At 40.0% G+C, this 15137-nt stretch carries 23 protein-coding genes and 1 tRNA gene; 4 read left to right on the top strand and 20 right to left on the bottom strand.

Annotated elements, in window-relative coordinates; genetic code table 11:
• Positions 1 to 103: 103 nt before the first annotated feature.
• Positions 104 to 178, bottom strand: a tRNA-Gln gene (locus KOL94_RS01800).
• A gap of 121 nt (positions 179 to 299) precedes the next feature.
• On the opposite strand from KOL94_RS01800, the gene KOL94_RS01795 reads away from it, so the two are divergent.
• Positions 300 to 560, top strand: a complete 261-nt coding sequence (locus KOL94_RS01795) for a DUF6154 family protein (protein WP_221563544.1) — start codon at positions 300 to 302, stop codon at positions 558 to 560.
• Positions 561 to 575: 15 nt separating this feature from the next.
• Here KOL94_RS01795 and KOL94_RS01790 read toward each other — a convergent pair whose 3' ends face one another.
• The 10 genes from KOL94_RS01790 to KOL94_RS01750 form a co-directional block, all read right to left on the bottom strand.
• Complete coding sequence (locus KOL94_RS01790) at positions 576 to 878, bottom strand: hypothetical protein (RefSeq protein ID WP_221563542.1); 303 nt, start codon at positions 876 to 878, stop codon at positions 576 to 578.
• 60 nt (positions 879 to 938) lie between these two features.
• Complete coding sequence (locus KOL94_RS01785; protein WP_221563541.1) at positions 939 to 1802, bottom strand: STAS domain-containing protein; 864 nt, start codon at positions 1800 to 1802, stop codon at positions 939 to 941.
• A gap of 188 nt (positions 1803 to 1990) precedes the next feature.
• Entirely contained in the window at positions 1991 to 2716 is a 726-nt protein-coding gene (locus KOL94_RS01780) for a class I SAM-dependent DNA methyltransferase (protein ID WP_221563540.1), read from the bottom strand.
• A 3-nt stretch (positions 2717 to 2719) separates the two neighbouring features.
• Positions 2720 to 3052 (bottom strand): nucleoside triphosphate pyrophosphohydrolase, encoded by a 333-nt coding sequence (locus KOL94_RS01775; protein ID WP_221563539.1) that lies wholly within the window; start codon positions 3050 to 3052, stop codon positions 2720 to 2722.
• Between the two features lie 48 nt (positions 3053 to 3100).
• Positions 3101 to 3604, bottom strand: a complete 504-nt coding sequence (locus tag KOL94_RS01770; RefSeq protein WP_221563538.1) for a hypothetical protein — start codon at positions 3602 to 3604, stop codon at positions 3101 to 3103.
• Positions 3605 to 3608: 4 nt separating this feature from the next.
• Positions 3609 to 4163 (bottom strand): hypothetical protein, encoded by a 555-nt coding sequence (locus tag KOL94_RS01765; protein WP_221563537.1) that lies wholly within the window; start codon positions 4161 to 4163, stop codon positions 3609 to 3611.
• A gap of 15 nt (positions 4164 to 4178) precedes the next feature.
• Positions 4179 to 4706, bottom strand: coding sequence for a hypothetical protein (locus KOL94_RS01760; RefSeq protein ID WP_221563536.1), 528 nt, complete (start codon positions 4704 to 4706; stop codon positions 4179 to 4181).
• A complete protein-coding gene (locus KOL94_RS25080) occupies positions 4703 to 5089 on the bottom strand; it encodes a ribonuclease FAU-1 family protein (protein WP_311775094.1) in 387 nt (128 codons plus the stop codon). Before KOL94_RS25080 ends, KOL94_RS01760 begins: the two co-directional genes overlap by 4 nt.
• 21 nt (positions 5090 to 5110) lie before the next feature.
• Complete coding sequence (locus KOL94_RS25075; protein ID WP_260412166.1) at positions 5111 to 5260, bottom strand: hypothetical protein; 150 nt, start codon at positions 5258 to 5260, stop codon at positions 5111 to 5113.
• Between the two features lie 36 nt (positions 5261 to 5296).
• Positions 5297 to 5650, bottom strand: coding sequence for a hypothetical protein (locus KOL94_RS01750; protein WP_221563535.1), 354 nt, complete (start codon positions 5648 to 5650; stop codon positions 5297 to 5299).
• 101 nt (positions 5651 to 5751) lie between these two features.
• On the opposite strand from KOL94_RS01750, the gene KOL94_RS01745 reads away from it, so the two are divergent.
• Positions 5752 to 6987, top strand: coding sequence for an aminopeptidase (locus KOL94_RS01745; RefSeq protein ID WP_221563534.1), 1236 nt, complete (start codon positions 5752 to 5754; stop codon positions 6985 to 6987).
• Positions 6988 to 7626: 639 nt separating this feature from the next.
• Here KOL94_RS01745 and KOL94_RS01740 read toward each other — a convergent pair.
• The 9 genes from KOL94_RS01740 to KOL94_RS01700 form a co-directional block, all read right to left on the bottom strand.
• Positions 7627 to 7887 (bottom strand): VVA0879 family protein, encoded by a 261-nt coding sequence (locus tag KOL94_RS01740; RefSeq protein WP_221563533.1) that lies wholly within the window; start codon positions 7885 to 7887, stop codon positions 7627 to 7629.
• Positions 7888 to 8191: 304 nt separating this feature from the next.
• Positions 8192 to 8329 carry a hypothetical protein gene (locus KOL94_RS01735; RefSeq protein WP_221563531.1) on the bottom strand — a complete coding sequence of 46 codons (138 nt, stop codon included), beginning with the start codon at positions 8327 to 8329 and terminating at the stop codon, positions 8192 to 8194.
• Between the two features lie 81 nt (positions 8330 to 8410).
• On the bottom strand, positions 8411 to 8983 hold the full coding sequence (locus tag KOL94_RS01730; RefSeq protein WP_221563528.1) for a competence protein ComK: 573 nt from the start codon (positions 8981 to 8983) through the stop codon (positions 8411 to 8413).
• Positions 8984 to 9346: 363 nt separating this feature from the next.
• On the bottom strand, positions 9347 to 9880 hold the full coding sequence (locus tag KOL94_RS01725) for a GNAT family N-acetyltransferase (RefSeq protein WP_221563526.1): 534 nt from the start codon (positions 9878 to 9880) through the stop codon (positions 9347 to 9349).
• 25 nt (positions 9881 to 9905) lie between these two features.
• Positions 9906 to 10781: a CPBP family intramembrane glutamic endopeptidase gene (locus KOL94_RS01720; RefSeq protein WP_221563524.1), complete on the bottom strand. Its 876-nt coding sequence runs from the start codon at positions 10779 to 10781 to the stop codon at positions 9906 to 9908.
• Between the two features lie 40 nt (positions 10782 to 10821).
• The gene (locus KOL94_RS01715) at positions 10822 to 11010 is read right to left on the bottom strand and encodes a hypothetical protein (RefSeq protein ID WP_221563522.1); all 189 of its coding nucleotides are present in this window, start codon (positions 11008 to 11010) and stop codon (positions 10822 to 10824) included.
• A 228-nt stretch (positions 11011 to 11238) separates the two neighbouring features.
• Positions 11239 to 11460, bottom strand: coding sequence for a hypothetical protein (locus KOL94_RS01710; protein WP_221563520.1), 222 nt, complete (start codon positions 11458 to 11460; stop codon positions 11239 to 11241).
• A gap of 64 nt (positions 11461 to 11524) precedes the next feature.
• Positions 11525 to 11800: a hypothetical protein gene (locus KOL94_RS01705; protein ID WP_221563519.1), complete on the bottom strand. Its 276-nt coding sequence runs from the start codon at positions 11798 to 11800 to the stop codon at positions 11525 to 11527.
• Between the two features lie 155 nt (positions 11801 to 11955).
• Entirely contained in the window at positions 11956 to 12054 is a 99-nt protein-coding gene (locus KOL94_RS01700; protein WP_221563517.1) for a putative holin-like toxin, read from the bottom strand.
• 193 nt (positions 12055 to 12247) lie between these two features.
• On the opposite strand from KOL94_RS01700, the gene KOL94_RS01695 reads away from it, so the two are divergent.
• Together KOL94_RS01695 and KOL94_RS01690 are read left to right on the top strand one after the other, a co-directional pair.
• Positions 12248 to 13741 (top strand): flavin monoamine oxidase family protein, encoded by a 1494-nt coding sequence (locus tag KOL94_RS01695; RefSeq protein ID WP_221563515.1) that lies wholly within the window; start codon positions 12248 to 12250, stop codon positions 13739 to 13741.
• A 287-nt stretch (positions 13742 to 14028) separates the two neighbouring features.
• On the top strand, positions 14029 to 14481 hold the full coding sequence (locus KOL94_RS01690) for a flavodoxin (RefSeq protein WP_221563513.1): 453 nt from the start codon (positions 14029 to 14031) through the stop codon (positions 14479 to 14481).
• The last annotated feature ends 656 nt before the right edge of the window (positions 14482 to 15137 follow it).

Here is a 15137-nt window from a genome sequence, read left to right as displayed (position 1 = left end):
ATATACTTTTTTAAATCATTTAACGTTACCGTAACAGGCGTTCTTATACTGTATCAAACAATCCGCTCAAGAAAAAAACACCCATCAAGGGTGTCATTATGTATGGCTGGGCTAGCTGGATTCGAACCAGCGCATGACGGAGTCAAAGTCCGTTGCCTTACCACTTGGCTATAGCCCACTAATATTGAACACATCTTCTATTATGATTATTATTTTAAAAAATATGCGAAAAAACTTCAAGATTTTACACGTGAATGATGGGCGTCGTCAAGGGCAAATTAACCTTGAGGTGATAATAGATGAAACTGGTCGATGAAATTTATGATACCTTCAAATATCATTTTTCAGCTGATGAAGAAGATATGTATCCGATTGTCTATGGACTGATGGAAGCCAAATCACGAGAAGAAATTTTAGAGCAACTAGAAGAGCTGTCCAATGAAGAATTGAATGAAATGGTCACGCTATTTATTCTAGAACAGCTACAGAGAAAATTAGCAGAAGAAGGCATCGGCCGTGTAACCCTTGGGCAGGATTACACAGACGATTTTATTCAATAACATGACAGCCTACTCTTATTGTTGGTATTCATGTTCTGCTTTAAAATCTTTTTTGTACCTATCATACAAAGACGCCATCCCAACACCAAATATCGCTGATGCAAATGATTCATAACCTTTTATAAGTAAATCCACAATAAGGATTGTAAGCAAAAAACCTATAAACAACGCATACAACCCAAACACATTTTTCGTCTGAATGATCTTTCTCCATTCGTTTATCAGTTCAAAAAATAGAATTAGTCCGAGCATGAACCGTTCCAACAACAAGTCCTCAGGGTTGGGTATTCCAATGGGTGTGACTAACCATTGTAACAAAAGTAAAAAAAGGATGATGTTCCAGTTGATGTATTTATTGATACGATCCTACCTTTCTGATTATTTGATGGTTTCTTCGCGAACCAAACCATACCCCAATGCATCCAGTGCTTGTTGTAGAGAAGTGTAAATATTCAATTCATGGAGATCGATACCCAAATTCACAGCCGTTATCGCAACCGCTGAGCGTATTCCAGTAATCAAGGTTTTGACTCCAAGAAGTTTAAGCGTGGTGACCAATTGGAAAATATGATGGGCAACCATCGTGTCGACAACAGCAACACCAGATAAATCGATGACCAGGCGCTCTAATTTCAACTCCTGGCAGCGTTCCAACGCTTTTTCTTGTATGGATTTTGCACGATTTGTATCAATATCACCTATTAGCGGCAAGACTGCTACACCTTTAAACAAGGGGACGATCGGAACGGAGAGTTCTAGCAATGTATTTTGATACTTGTTTGCGACTTCCAGGTTGTATTCTACATAACTTTTGCTGTATCCAAATACTGCCTGATCCAAAACAGGGTCTAAGCTATTCGCTACTTTAATGATCGTTTCTCTACTTAGTTTTTCTTGTTCTGCAATCTCCGCGATGTACATCCAAATCGCTTTCCGGTAATAATATGTATTTTGCAGTGCTTCGGTAATCGGCACCTCCTTTACGACAGCTTCTTTCCCTTTTTCGCTGCCCCAACTGATCGCTTCATTGAAATCAACAGGATCACTTTTTTTTAAATTGGTACCAATCAATTCCACCAAACTCAACGCTCTCTCTTTCAATGCATCCTTCATTAAGAAATCATTATCGGTTTGGACAGTTTCTAATCGTAGCCTGACGATATCCTCAGCAATCTTCTGTTTATTTTCTAGTATTTTATCTGCTACAAGTGCAACCCTGTGGGTCTCTTCAACTTGATTCATACAGCTTCCACCCCTTTATCTGATAATTTCCTACAATAGCTTTCTCCAATAAGACTCAAAATCCTGCAAAAATCTTCAAGTGCCAGGCACCGTTTCAACCCCCTTGGTATAAAAAACTTTCTGATCGGTGCCAGGCACCGATTGAGCGTGCTTGGGGCTCTAGGTGCCTCATTCGGCGACTGGCACTTCTAGCGTTTTTCTGCCGCTAAGATCAGGCATAGCGGTATCCGTTTGCGCCGTTCATATTCTTCTATTGAGCTGAACCGGTGCCGCTCCGGGATTCCTTCTTTCAGATTTTCCAGCGAAAACCCTGCTTGGAGTAATTCGAAAACATATTGTTCTGTGGTGCGATGATATTTCGTCACCGGTTGGTTAATCCATGGTTCTATCCGTTCTCCTTGACTGAAATAATCATCCACAATCCAGTCTGTACGCTGTTTTCCAACCGCACTTTTCATTGAAGCTGTGATTACAGGATGTTGGACACTGAACACAAACCTACCACCGTCTTTCAATCCACGATAGATTTTCAGGAAAAGGTCTGCTACATCAGCGATATAATGGAAGACGAAACGCGAAACAACCAGATCATACCTGTTCGCTTCTATCTTGATTTCATTCAGGTCAGCCCGTTCTATGGTTGCTGTTGTATCCTTCAAATTCCGTTCAGCCTGTTCAATCATCTTCTCTGATCCATCCACCCCATGATAGCCTGAAGCTCCTAAAGAGAGAATTTCAGTCCCGAACTGACCATCACCACAGCCTAGATCAAAAATATGCATGCCGCCAATTTCTCTGATCAAGGACATCAATGCTGGGCCTTCCATAGCATTATTTGGACTTTCTGATCTGTTTCGCCTTTTTTGAAACTGTTCAAAGAAATCATGTTGATCATAATAGGAGGAACCGTTCATCCATTACTCCCCACTCTCTTTTACATCGATCAAGAAAATACGCTCAGAAAAGGCACCTCGTTTTTCGGTTTTGCTCTTTCGCACTGACTCCAATTCATCAACAGTGAAGCCCCGTACCTTTATCAAAGCATGAATGACCTCCATCAAATCAGCCAATTCTTCAAGTGCTTCTTCAGCATCTGCTGCTCCCTGGTATTCCTTCAGTTCTTCAAACGCTTTTTCCTCTAGTGCTTTTATGTACGCCGTTTTATCCAAAATACGAGTCTGGTATGAATCCCCACCATTTTCAATAATTTCAGGAATCCGATCTCGGATTAACTTGTTATATACCGACATAGCCATCGCTCCTTCAGTTTATTCCACCTGCTTCAACTTTTCTATGCATTAATTCATGTTCTCGAAAGGATAGAGCACTTCTGTTCCATCTTCCAAAACCACGCTCAGTTGCTCAGCCTTAAAACTAGTCTCTTCACTCAGCATAGGGAGGTACCAGTAGGAGGATTCGACATTTGTGCTGACGCTGAAGTCATCGTTTTGGAACCTGATCTGTTTGATTTTCATTGGATCGGCATAACCGTACAGAAATCCTTTGTTGTCTATCGAGATCACACTGAAATTATCGATTCGAAAAATCGTATCCTCAGCACGATTCATGATAGCCGGAGCACTTGAACCATCCAATCCCCAACCAAGGAATCCTTTAGAATAGTGATCACAGTGAATCATTTGATCAGATTGATAAATCACTAAATAATCATTGGTGGAAATAGGAACAACGTCCAGGACAACCTTTCCTTCCAATACTTTTTCAATTGAAGAATTCTGAAAATACGTGTAACCCCAAAAGGTAAGTGAAACAGTAATGAAAATCCCGATTATTCGTATCAAACGCTTATTCACCACCAGGAACCTTTCCTTCAATTAATTCCACCTCAATCGTCCTCTCCCTATTTTCCTTTTCCTCAATTAAATCGAGAACTTGAACCTCTTTCTTTCTGTTTTCCAATTCATCTTCAGAATAGCTGAGAATTTCTTCGAAAAATTCAGGGGACTTTTGGGTAAGTTTATAAAAACTGCTCCCTTTTCCATCTTTAAATTTGATGAAACCCATGCTTCCATCTTCTATTAGAGTCATTCCAAACCCGTCAAACCCTTCACCAATTTCATAATAAATATTGATCGTTTTGAGTTCAGGTGTGTGACTCAACTTAAAAATTTCTGTCACCTCACTCTGTGTCGCTTGTTGAAATCTTTCCTCTTCAAGTAGTTGATTGAAATGACTGATAGCGCCTCGATCATCCAGTCGAAAGCTTCCTTTTTCCAATATACTTACTGATACTTCTTCAATATCGCTAACATCAATTATATCTTCAAAATGCTGTTCAGTCCCTTGAGAACATGCAGCCAATAAGGCTATCCCACAAACCAGAATTATGCATTTAAACATAAAACAACCCTCCCTTTAACGCAGTTCTCGTTCCATGAATTTCAAATACCAGGGAAATTGTCTTCTACTGAATGATGTTAAAAATGGCAGCTCGATCGTCTCTTGTTGATCATTCCAATGTATTTTCACCTTCAAAGTGCTGTGTGGACCTTGTTCATACAAATCGTATAAAAACGGTTCAACTGATTTTTGAGGAAGTTGGACGAACGCCTTAGCATGATGAAGGTCAATTGTTTCAGTCACATCTGTCCCTTCAACAGAATAGGTGAACTTTATTGGCGGATCATCGTTCTTAAAGTTGATTACCATGACGGATTGTGGATCTGTATACATATCTTCATGGTGAAAAGTGACGGCATAAAAGGAGATCTCCCAATTATCACCTGGCTGTTCCGCATAATGATCTTCCTCACCTTTTTCAAACCCATAAACCTGACCACCATAACTTTTCCCAAAGTGGAGTGTTACAGCGGGGAGGAAGATTGCTACTAGTAAAGCCAAAACAACCACACCGATTACACACCAAATAATTTTACGAGTCATGATTTTACTTCTGTTAGCTTCTTCAGAAGTAATTTCATATGCATATTTGATTGATTGAGGATAGAAAACTCTCCTTGCTTTAATTTGTGTATGATATCATCCCGTTCACTTAGGGCCAATTGATGTAGAGTATGATTTATCGTCCCCTTTTCCAGTGCATCGTCAAGTTCATGATCATCTTTAAGAATGACTTCACCTGATGGTAATACGACAATATCGAGAAATAGATCATCCACCCAAGGCACACCATTTTCATCCAGTCCAACTTCAGAGCAAATATCGATATACCATTGTATAATTTCGCCCTCTTCACCAAACATCGTCGTCACTGAATGATGCATGTAATCTGGAAACTGCTGCAGCCAACTATATCCTTGATCCACAATACAAAGCTCCTGCTCACCTTACTGTATATACAACGGTTCTTTAATTTCATCCATTTTCAATAACGTTATGTATCCTTTAAATGAGTCCATCTCAAGATAGGTTTGAGCGTAACGTCTTTTCGTGATTCTCTCCCAATCTTTACGATCCCCAGATTTCCTTTTCAGCAAAGTCCTTCCCCCTATACGCAATCTTGTCATAATCTGCTAGACTGCTTGGTTTCTAACTACTGAAAACTTGTATACCGAAATTACAAGACTGATTAAGCCCAAGAACCAAAGAAGACCCGAGATGCCAATTAATAATGAATTTTCCTCAGAAGAAGCCGTTACCTGTAGATAATCTGTTGCAAGGGACTTTGATAAAAAGAATATGGTAGTAAAGTTCAAACAAATATGGATTAGAATCCAGACAAACGCGGATCGTTGTTGATTATCTTTTAACATCATAAATAAGATAACTGAAAATATTGCAGCTAGACTCACAACATATCCAGTTTCCAATAATCCAAAAATACCTTCTTCTAATGGCACCTGCAACCACCCCTTTTTCAATATCATACCATTTATTGGGTTGTTACTGAGAAATTTTCCAATCCTCTACCTCTTCCCTAACACCTTTCAACGAACTATGATAATATTTTCCTAGAGGAGGGATTTTTATGAAAACGTTTGAGGAAAAGTTGGATCAATATGCTGAGCTCGTTGTAAAAACCGGATTGAATATACAAGAAGGACAACGCTTGTTGATCCTTTCTCCGATTGAAGCAAAAGAGTTTACGCGCAAAGTCACAAAATATGCTTATGCTAACGGATGTAATCGCGTTTATGTTGACTGGAAGGATACCGTAACTTCCCGTTACCACTTGGAAGGTGCATCTGAAGAAACATTGAAGAATGATCTGCCTCAGTGGGAAATTGACAAGTATAATAGTCTCGCAGAGAACAACGACTGCTTGTTGAACATTACGGGAGACGACCCTAATGCATATGGGGGAGTTTCACCAGAACGCTTGATGTGGGTACAGAAGAACCGCGGGGAAAAGCTGCAAAACTTCTCAAAAGCACAGCTCAACGGTGATATTCACTGGGCAATCGCAGGCGTCCCTACAGCTGGCTGGGCGAAAAGTGTGTTCCCTGATAAAAGTGAAAACGAAGCAATCGAAGCCCTTTGGGAAGCGATATTCAAAACGGTCCGTATCGATCAGGAAGATCCTGTAGCCGCTTGGGAAGAACACGGTAAAGCACTTTCAGAAAAAGTAGATTACTTGAACGAGAAGCGTTTCAAGACGCTCCATTATAAATCCGAGGGTACAGACCTTACAATTGATCTGCATCCTGAACACCTATGGATTGGCGGCGGTCATGAATCGACCTTCAATACGTCATACATACCGAACCTTCCGACAGAAGAGGTATTCACGACACCACATAAAAATGGTGTGAACGGAACCGTTTCCAGTAAAAAACCTTTATCCGCCATGGGGAATCTCATCAACAACTTCAGCTTGACGTTTGAGGACGGAAAAGTTATTGATTTCAATGCGGAAACGGGCTATGACACGTTAAAACAATTACTTGAAATCGATGAAGGAATGAAGTTTCTAGGTGAGGTTGCACTTGTACCATACGACTCGCCGATCTCAAACAGCGGAATCATTTTCAGTAACACACTCTATGATGAAAATGCATCCTGCCACCTTGCAATCGGAACTTCAATTACCATGTCTGTAAAAGATGTCGGCAAACTATCCAAAGAAGAGCTGGAAGAACGCGGTGTCAACCAAAGCCGTGGCCATACCGACTTTATGATCGGATCAGCTGACCTGGATATTGTCGCTGAGACAAATGACGGTGAGAAAGTACAACTATTCAAGGACGGAAACTGGGCGATCTAACTGGCTCAACCGAGTTTTTTCGCTAGATATGATTTTTAAAAAGAAGGCTTTGTTAAATAATATTGTTGATTTCTAACTAAGTTCGATTTCACCGAAATTCATGACACTCCTGCGGGAAAAGCGAGCCAAGCGAGACCCCACACTCTTTAAAAGGATTTTCGACTATATTAATGAACTTCGAGTAAATACCACCACGTCCTGTGGTGAACGTCGAAGCCAGCATAAGGAAAGCTTCTAAGAATTCCCATAGCAGACACGAAAATGATTTCATTTTTGTGTTGAGATCCTGTGCAAGTGAGGAGGCTTGCGGAAGTGGGTAAATGCAGGAAGTGACGTCCAGCTCAGCGACCAGTCACTTGGATCACTTCAAACTTCCTGCGGCGGCAACACATTGATTGACATCCTTATGAGTGTGCCCACGCAGAACCAAGTCTTTGTTTGGTTCGAGCATCCTCGTCAGTATTCCAGTGACCTTCGTGACTAATCGGGTCGCTTCCGCTTTTCTTACGTACGCGGAAAGGGAGTGAATTTCGCAATAATCAACAATAAAGTATTACAAAGCAAAAGAAAAAAGGGACTGGCCAGATCAGTCGACTTGCCCGCAAAGGCAAATTGATGACTCTGGCTCAGTCCCGTTTTTTATGCGAAATCGAATATTTCCACTTTTACATCCGCATTCACTTCAATGATCTTCCCTTTCCCGTTCGTTCCTTGTTTCGCCTCATGATGACAGTTCTGGCAATAGGAATAAGCTAGGTTCGGTGGATAGCCTGCCCTCAAAATATCTTCGACCGATTGAATGCCAAAGCATTCGGAGCATTGAAAATTCCATAATCGTTTTTCTCTTCCATACAAATGAATTCCGTGCATTTCCCATTCATAAATTGAGTATTTTTGCATTGCCACTTAACACCTTCCTCCACCATCCAATCTATTTTTTCATCAAATGTTTTAGAACAGTGCCATGGTCATGACGTCAACTTGAATGTTAATTGATGAATATGAATTCTATATGACGGAAACCTTTAGGTTTGATTAACTTTTTTAATGAACTGTTATTTCCGCGGGGCCATGCCTCGGTCGCCTTTCCTACAGGAGAGTCGCGAATACCGCACAAAGACATTTACTAAACGAATCAACATTAACCTTTTAACTGTACCTATAATAAAAGTCGAAAAAAAGACAGCTACACATTTTGCAGCTGTCATGATCCTTTCTTAATATATTTGAGGCTACCTTGGACTAACAATCCAACTCCTAATCCTAATAAGGTTCCTGCTTGGACCTGGTCAAAAATAAAACCAAGGCCAATCCCAATCATTAATGCTCCACCAATGATCAACTTCCCTTCACCCCTTATAGATCAAGTCTTTCTTCTATGTACGGATGGGAACTTTAAAAGTTTCAGTTAGAAAGGTTCAATTCAATTCAATTCGAGATGATCTTGTGTAAACGTATATGCACCTGTTGATTCAAGAGCAACTAGTTGATCCAGGTTCATCGGATTACAAGTTAACTGTTGAGCCAATTGTTGTTGATTAACGAGATGACGGTATTGAGCTGCCCTGTTGACTTTGGATTCCATGACCGCTTTCGTCACTTGTACCGGAACGGTTTTGTTGTTCGTCAACACAACCTGACAATGCTCTGTATGGAGTGGCAGGATTTCTTTCACATGACTATGAGCGATCCAAATACACGATTCGCTCTTTGATGATTGAGTTGGAAAGAAAAAAATTCCTGCACGGTTACAGATCATGATCGGAACCATACGACTGAACTTTGTTACATGGATGGCGCCGTCCACTCTACCTTGTAAACTCGAACCATAGTACAAGCAGCTGTCTTTCATGATTTCAATTGGTTTCTGCTTGACAATCAATTCTCTTTCGGATTCGATCACCAGCGAATGCAGATTTCCAAAAGCATCAAAGTGCGGCAGAATCACCATTGTTTCACCATTAATCAAATACTCTTCACCATTCATTTTCCCCATAAATAAATCCCCCCAAAGTAATGATATGTTTGAAGGTCTAAGGTGCAAAACACGCTTACTCTATAATCCCCTTTCCTATTAGATAGGATTATAGTACCATATAATGTAAATTTTATGTATAGTTTTTTGAATTTTATTTATAATTTTAATATTATTTACATTTTGTTGTCGTTTTGGGCGATACCATCGGGGAAAAAACGCCGTCTTTCTATGAATGGGAACAAAGTTCAAAACAATTTCGTTATTTTCTCCATTCCCTGTCCGAAGTTGTCTCGTGTTCGGACAGGGATCCGTCAACTTAAAATTGAGTTTCCATGACAACAAAAAATTACTACAATCAATTTGATGTAGTAGTTCTTATTTTCATCCTTTCAGATAGTCGCACTGTAAAATGCTCATGATATAGGAATCTTGCCACTTTCCATCATGGAATCGTGTTTCCCGGAGGTGTCCTTCAACCTGGAATCCTATCTTTTCATACATCCTTATCGCGTGTTTGTTATCAGCAAAAACCCTAAGCGAAAGACGGTGCATGTTCATTTCTTTGAACACGTATTCCATCAAAAGCTCCATTGTCTCTTGGCCAAAACCTTTCCCTCGAAATTCAGGATCACAGATCGCGATGAAACATTCTGCATTTTTATGATAATGATTGATGTTGAACAAACCAATATACCCGATCGGCTTATCAGCTTCAAGATGCTTAATGATGTAATTTTTACGATTCTCAGCACGAAGCATTCCTTTCAGATTCTCTTCAACTTCATGAAAAGATAGGGAGTCGATGAAAGGATTCACCAACGGCGCGATTTCCATATCATTTTGCCAATTATAGTATGTCGTTGCGTCCTCCATTTTCATTTTACGTAACCTGATTCGTTCCCCTTGAAACAACATGTTATCGACCCCATCTCTTTTTATATCAATAGTTGGAACTTAGGTTCACCCCATCAGTAGTTTCCATGCTTCTTTTTTCTTGTACATTCAGCTTTTTAATTTGTGAAACAGCAAGCCAGACGAGGATAATCAAAGATAAAAAGGCATAGATACCGAAGTATTGACCAACTTGCTGGATTTCAGTGATTGCCTCTTCCATACTCGTTTCAGTTGAACCACTATCAACCAAAAATCCGGAAAACGCCAATAAATTATTCAATACATGGCATATGATCGGTACCCATATGTTCTTCGTCTGCAAGTAGAAAATACTTAGGAAAACACCAAGGGTAAAGTGACCAATCATCCCGCTATTCATATGGATCAAACTGAAAATCGCTGAGGAAACCAATATCCCCGCTACATTTCCATACTTATAACGAAGCTTTTGCAGTAACGTACCTCTGAACACTAGTTCTTCAACTATGGGTGCAATCAGTACGATTAAGAAAAATGAAGGGATTGATGTTGCCGACACGAACGACTGAGTCCCGTTACCATCCTCCAACATTTCAATCAGGAAGTCCGGAAGTAAAAAAGAAAATAAATAAAAAATGAAGGTCACGGCTGCTAGCGAAAAGGTCAGATGATAAATCGTGAACAGTGCCTTTTTCCCTATTCCATTCGATTTTTGAATCGGTTTAAATAGACCTTTCACACTCATATCATTCTTATGAAAAGCTCTTCGCAACCACAGGATCGCAACCCCATATAGGACAAACTGGGATAACGTGATGAAACCCGTCATCGATCCACCTGTGCCTATTGAATATGTAATCCCGGAAAAAATCAGAAGCCCCACTGCTAAGATATACCATAATATTAAATACCGGAACTTAATTTGTGCAAAGCGGTTGTCCATTTATTGTAAAACTCCAATCATCATAATTTATTGGTACAGTTTAACCCTTCTGTTTCCTCTCATTTGCAATTGTGAGATACACCAAAGCGCCAATCCCGGACATTCCAAATACAAGTGAAATATAATCAGCACCTGTATATGGGTATAAATAAGCGAAACTGTAAACTTCACCCACTACTAAAAGCACAAGCAACAGCCACACCCAATATTTTGATAAGAACTTTTTCATAATCCCAACTCCTATGTAATACGATTTCAAGTGCTGGAGGTTTCACCAACCTACTTATATGTATACCGCTAGAATGGCCATTGTTTATCTTGGTGAAATTAGTGGTTTTCCCCCTTTTCTACTATATCTTCTCTATTTTTATCGGATTGCCTTTTAATACTTTAAATAATAAGAAAAAGGACTGGTTTCCAGCCCTTCTGAATCAACAGTTTTCTAAAACCATTTCGACTATTTCATTCCTTTTCCTTTCGTCAGATGGCATGGCACCCCATTACCGACCGCTCCAGGCTTAGACATTCTCTCCATATAATTGATCCCCCGTGCGCATTGAGTTTTACAGGCTATACACGTCTCACTGGTCACCATTTTCATCGTATGTTCATACTTGTTTATACTCGATTCATATCTTGAAACTTTCTTATTAGGTTTTTTGGCTGGTTTCTTGGCCATGCCTGAGCCCTCCTCCTAAAACGTTCTTACATCTTATGAAGGAGAGCCCACACGCGTCACCCATTTACCCAAAAAGCAGACTAATAAAAACAATGAAGGTCAATACAACGGATAAGGAAGCGCTGAAAAAGATCGTAAGTATGCTCCGGAAAGCTGCTTTCCAATTATCGATTGAAAACATGCCGACCACGCCCAAAAAGAATGCTAACAGAGCCAGAGCAAGCATGAGCTGATAACCGATGGAGGGCTGCAACACTTGAAGGAAGAGTGATTGAGTCAAAAACAAACCGACACAGACAAACATAATCAGAAAGGACCATACATTCAGGGTTCTACTCATAAGCTCTCTCCTTTTTCAGATTGTTTATTACGTATTTTCTCCCTTGATCCCGCCCTTCCTCTAACAATCGATAGTAAAATTGCGACAATTATGAGTGAAAAAGAGACAAAAAAAGAAAGACCTCAGCAGCAGGTCTCATAAAAACATAGCATTCCTCATGTCAATGCGTTCAAAATCAAAATTGTGACTGTTATTACCCCAATCGTGTACATACCGAACTGCAGCATCAACCCAATTGCCTTCTCAGGTTCCATTCCCATTCCCCTTTCGCTTTTTGACCTTTCTCGATCATTGACGTCACAACTTTGTCTCTTTACGAAATAGGATGTCTGAAATCAGCTTGTCTCAAACGGAGTTTTTTAAAATTCAAATTTTCTTGGTATAACGTCCAATAGTAATATTCCTATTTTATGGTAAATAGACTTTAAATGATAAGGGGGGATTCCTATGGCCAAACGGTTTATTACATCTTTCTTAAGAGATGAACCATCTTACCCTGATGAAATGTTATCCATCATCCGGGAAGGTCTGCCATCTACTTCAAATCCAAAAAGAATCATAATCCTAGGGGCTGGGATGGCTGGTCTCGTTGCTGGTTCTCTTTTGAAAGCAGCCGGTCATCAAGTTGTAATCCTTGAAGGGAATGACCGGGTCGGCGGTAGGGTCTATACACTCCGCGAACCATTTACAAGAGGGAATTACCTTGATGCTGGGGCGATGAGAATCCCAAATACCCAACCATTGGTTCTTGAATATATCAAGAAGTTCAAGCTTCCAATCAACGAGTTCATCAACAGTACGCCGAACGATCTCCTTTATGTCAATAACGTTCTGACCCGTAAAAAAATTTATGAAGAAGACCCTGGTATCCTCCAGTTTCCTGTACAAGAAGCCTATGAAAATCAAACTGCATTTGCCATTTTCACCGAAGCGGTAGAGCCGTTTTTCGAGTTATATCAGAATGCGACACCTGCCGAACGGAAGGAGCTCAGAGAAAAATACGATCAGTACTCATTTGAAACATTTTTGAAAAATAATCCTTTCGGACGGTCTTTGAATACAGAAGAAATCCGTTTCATCCAGGTTCTTTTAGGTATAGAAGGATTCCCTGAGCTATCATTCAGCGATATCGTCACAGACATCGTCACAAACTTGTACAGTGCAGACCTGAAATATTATGAGATCAAAGGGGGAAATGACCGGTTGCCCTGGTCATTCATGCCCCAACTAGAACGAAATGTTTTCTTCAATAACCTGGTCGAAAGAATCAATCAATACTCGGATGGGGTCATCGTTTCTGGCAAAAATCCACTGACTGGTCAAAAGCAAGAAGTAAGAGGGGATTATGTTATCACAACCATCCCATTTTCGATTTTCCAATTCGTCCGGGTCGTGCCGTATGAATCCATGTCTTTTTATAAAAGAGAAGCGATCGCTGAACTGAATTATGTCGCTTCGACCAAAATCGGCCTTGAATTCAAGCATAAGTTCTGGGAAAAAGAAAAGCTTTTCGGCGGAAGCTTGACCACTGATCTCCCGACGCAATTCGCCTATTACCCAAGTCATGATATCGGTGTTCCAGGGCCAGGCGTGATGCTCGGCAGTTATTCATGGGGAGATAACACAGCATTATGGGACGCATTACCTGAAGGCAGACGGATTTACGAAGCACTGAAAATCCTTTCCTATGTACACGGACCTGTCGTTTTTGAACAATTCCTAAATGGCACTTCCTTCAGCTGGGGACAAAATCAATTTTCCGGTGGATGTTTCACATTATTTAAACCTTATCAATATACAGAGTTTGATGAAGTGATCAAAAAACCGGAAGGGCGAATCCATTTTGCTGGGGAACATACCTCTTCTTTTCACGGCTGGATCGAAGGTGCGATTGAATCCGGTATTCGAGCAGCAGCAGAAATCAATACTCTAACGCAATAAGAAGATGACCTACCTATGTACTGGTTCCATACCTTCCTTCAACCAGGAGACTTTCATACGGCCAAATAAGCAGGATTTTTCGGCCTGAGTTGTCGTATAAACCCTTTATACGGACAGATAAGCAGGATTTTTCGGCCAGAGTTGTCGTATGACGCATTCATTCGGAACTTGAGCTGGTTTTTATTATACTCTTATTCCTGTTGACAATGAGAACGATTCTCAATTATACTGCAGATATTGATAATCATTATCAATTAAAAAGTTTAAATCTAACAGGAGTGGTAGATATGAAACGTGTATTGATTCTGTATGCAAGTATGTCAGGGAATACTGAAGAAATGGCCGACCTAATTGAACGTGGATTACGTAGTGACAACATAGAGATCGTCAAAAAACAAATCGATATCGATGACATTTCAGTAGATGAATTGAGAACGTATGATGGGCTCCTATTGGGATCCTATACCTGGGGAGATGGAGACCTTCCTGATGAGATGGAAGACTTTTATGATGACCTTGAGGATGTTAATTTGTCAGGTATTCGTGCTGCAACATTCGGATCCTGTGACTCCATGTATCCTCAGTACGGTGCAGCAGTTGATATTTTACAAGACAAGCTGTCTGAACTTGGAGCAAAAATCGTACTAGAAGGATTGAAAGTGGAACTGACACCAGAGGATGAGGATGAACAAGCATGTCTTGAATTCGGAAAAGGTTTTATTGAGTCCATGGATAAATGATCCGAACTGAACCACTTTGAATTTTATTTGCTTAATAAATCGCACCATTGCTTATTATGATCATATAAACGATGAAAATAAATGAAACAGTAACCCAAATTGTTGGACGAAGTGTTCTTTCGTCCTCCCTTACAATTTTTTTCGCTAATGTAATTAAATTGACGATGAAGATCGTACAGATTATTGAAGTAATGCCAAATAAAAAAATCCCTCAAACATTATTATGTTCTTCCTATTCTTGTTGAATTTCCTTTGGTAGTTTCCATAAATAATAGGGTTTCGAATATTGACTTATCTCAATTGTTAATGTTTCGGTCCACTTTCAAAAACCAAGTCTGAGCCGAGTTGATCTTTATATGACCAATCCATCTTTTGCAGCATTTTTTTACGACATCATCTCGGTGTTCCCTCTTGTTTTTTGATATGTAGCGAATATGGGTTTCCGTTTCAGCAAACTGTATGGACCCTCTGTCTGTTTGCTCTAATTTTTTAATAGCCAAAAGAAGCGGTATCGGTTTCCTTCTTGGAATATTGCAGGCGAAAAAAAGATCATGACTGTGAGGAGAAGAATGATGCCAGTACTTAAAAGTCTTTTCATGTTCTAGTTCTCGATATTCAACATCCAATATTCTGTTTTAATCTTTGAATTGCTTTAA

Origin of the sequence: Alkalihalobacillus sp. TS-13 (assembly GCF_019720915.1) — a bacterium.
Lineage (GTDB): Bacteria > Bacillota > Bacilli > Bacillales > Fictibacillaceae > Pseudalkalibacillus.
This window is presented reverse-complemented; position numbering and strand designations above follow the sequence as displayed.

Excerpts from the sequence above, each read along its gene's own strand:
- KOL94_RS01705 (WP_221563519.1), bottom strand. The coding sequence starts at position 11,800 with ATGAGTAGAACCCTGAATGTATGGTCCTTTCTGATTATGTTTGTCTGT.
- KOL94_RS01745 (WP_221563534.1), top strand. The coding sequence starts at position 5,752 with ATGAAAACGTTTGAGGAAAAGTTGGATCAATATGCTGAGCTCGTTGTA.
- KOL94_RS01785 (WP_221563541.1), bottom strand. The coding sequence starts at position 1,802 with ATGAATCAAGTTGAAGAGACCCACAGGGTTGCACTTGTAGCAGATAAA.
- KOL94_RS01725 (WP_221563526.1), bottom strand. The coding sequence starts at position 9,880 with ATGTTGTTTCAAGGGGAACGAATCAGGTTACGTAAAATGAAAATGGAG.
- KOL94_RS01690 (WP_221563513.1), top strand. The coding sequence starts at position 14,029 with ATGAAACGTGTATTGATTCTGTATGCAAGTATGTCAGGGAATACTGAA.
- KOL94_RS01760 (WP_221563536.1), bottom strand. The coding sequence starts at position 4,706 with ATGACTCGTAAAATTATTTGGTGTGTAATCGGTGTGGTTGTTTTGGCT.
- KOL94_RS01740 (WP_221563533.1), bottom strand. The coding sequence starts at position 7,887 with ATGCAAAAATACTCAATTTATGAATGGGAAATGCACGGAATTCATTTG.
- KOL94_RS01780 (WP_221563540.1), bottom strand. The coding sequence starts at position 2,716 with ATGAACGGTTCCTCCTATTATGATCAACATGATTTCTTTGAACAGTTT.
- KOL94_RS01710 (WP_221563520.1), bottom strand. The coding sequence starts at position 11,460 with ATGGCCAAGAAACCAGCCAAAAAACCTAATAAGAAAGTTTCAAGATAT.
- KOL94_RS01775 (WP_221563539.1), bottom strand. The coding sequence starts at position 3,052 with ATGTCGGTATATAACAAGTTAATCCGAGATCGGATTCCTGAAATTATT.
- KOL94_RS01730 (WP_221563528.1), bottom strand. The coding sequence starts at position 8,983 with ATGGGGAAAATGAATGGTGAAGAGTATTTGATTAATGGTGAAACAATG.
- KOL94_RS01750 (WP_221563535.1), bottom strand. The coding sequence starts at position 5,650 with ATGATATTGAAAAAGGGGTGGTTGCAGGTGCCATTAGAAGAAGGTATT.
- KOL94_RS01765 (WP_221563537.1), bottom strand. The coding sequence starts at position 4,163 with ATGTTTAAATGCATAATTCTGGTTTGTGGGATAGCCTTATTGGCTGCA.
- KOL94_RS01700 (WP_221563517.1), bottom strand. The coding sequence starts at position 12,054 with ATGGAACCTGAGAAGGCAATTGGGTTGATGCTGCAGTTCGGTATGTAC.
- KOL94_RS01720 (WP_221563524.1), bottom strand. The coding sequence starts at position 10,781 with ATGGACAACCGCTTTGCACAAATTAAGTTCCGGTATTTAATATTATGG.
- KOL94_RS01795 (WP_221563544.1), top strand. The coding sequence starts at position 300 with ATGAAACTGGTCGATGAAATTTATGATACCTTCAAATATCATTTTTCA.
- KOL94_RS01715 (WP_221563522.1), bottom strand. The coding sequence starts at position 11,010 with ATGAAAAAGTTCTTATCAAAATATTGGGTGTGGCTGTTGCTTGTGCTT.
- KOL94_RS01695 (WP_221563515.1), top strand. The coding sequence starts at position 12,248 with ATGGCCAAACGGTTTATTACATCTTTCTTAAGAGATGAACCATCTTAC.